The organism is Bradyrhizobium sp. P5_C11_2 (assembly GCF_054049755.1).
Genome location: NZ_JBFULT010001058.1, coordinates 1 through 1,169, shown reverse-complemented (window position 1 = coordinate 1,169; position 1,169 = coordinate 1). Strand labels below are relative to the sequence as shown.

Below are 1,169 nucleotides of genomic sequence, written 5' to 3'. Positions count from 1 at the left end.
GCGCATCACCGCCGGGGCGGCCATGTGCTCGGCCTCTGCGGCGGCTATCAGATGTTGGGACGCAGCGTCGCCGATCCCGATGGGATCGAGGGACCGGCTGGCGACACGCCGGGCCTCGGGCTTCTGGACGTCACGACTGTGATGAGCGCAGAGAAGACGCTGACACGCGTTTCCGCCGTTCATGCGGCAACGGATCAGCCGATCCAGGCCTACGAAATCCATATCGGCCGCACCGACGGGCCGGATCGCGCGCGGCCCTTTTCGAAGCTCGACGGCGCGCCGGAAGGCGCGATCTCGCGCGATGGGCACGTGCAAGGCAGCTATTTGCACGGCCTGTTCACGTCCGACGATTTCCGCAAGGCGTATCTCGCAAGGCTCGACATTCCCGCGGGCGACGAGCCGTATCACGCCAAGGTCGAAAGCGCGCTTGATGCCCTCGCCGATCACATCGAAAAGCATCTCGACGTCGAAGGCCTGCTCACGCTAGCGCGCTAGCACCTCGGCCACGCGCGCCCATTCGGCTTCGCTGCCCGGCAGCCCCAAGCGCAGCCAAGTCGGCTTCGGCGCGAAGACGCGGGACCAGATATGGCCACGCGCCAGCCTCGCCTGCGCGACAAGCGCGTCATCGGTCTCGTAGAGACGAAACAGCGGCGTGCCGCCGACAAGTTGCCAGCCCTGCGATTGCACAATGGCATCAAGCCGAACGCTGTCGCGCACGAGGCGCGCTGACGTCGCTCTGGCCCAATCGTCATCGCGCAAGGCCCGGCAGCCGACCGCGATCGCCGCTCCTGATACTGGCCACGGCCCGGACACCGCAGCAAGCTTGGCGATGTCGGCCGCATGGCCAAGCGCGAAGCCGAGCCGCAGGCCGGCGAGTCCGTAGAACTTTCCGAATGAACGCAGGATCAACAGCCCTTCGCGGCCCGCTTCGGAGGCAAGCGACAGATGCGGAACAGCGTCGGCAAAGCTCTCGTCGATCACCAGGCGCCCGATGCGCGGCAGCAGCGCCAACAAATCCTTTGGTGGATGACACCGGCCGTCGGGATTGTTGGGATTGACGACGATGGCGAGGTCGGCGCCTGCCAGCGCGTCGAGCTCGCTGACCTCTTCGACCTCCCAGCCGGCGGATGACAGGACCGGTGCATACTCGTTATAGGTCGGTGCGAGAA

General features: G+C 66.2%; 1 protein-coding gene and 1 pseudogene. One reads left to right on the top strand and one right to left on the bottom strand.

The window, feature by feature from the left end; translation table 11 throughout:
- Positions 1-495 (top strand): annotated as a pseudogene (locus ACXJL8_RS41635) (cobyric acid synthase); the annotation flags it as partial.
- On the opposite strand, the gene ACXJL8_RS41630 reads toward ACXJL8_RS41635, so the two are convergent.
- The coding region (locus ACXJL8_RS41630; protein ID WP_456687100.1) for an aminotransferase class I/II-fold pyridoxal phosphate-dependent enzyme at positions 484-1,169 on the bottom strand (686 nt) is incomplete at its 5' end. The pseudogene ACXJL8_RS41635 and the gene ACXJL8_RS41630 sit on opposite strands and share 12 nt — an antisense overlap.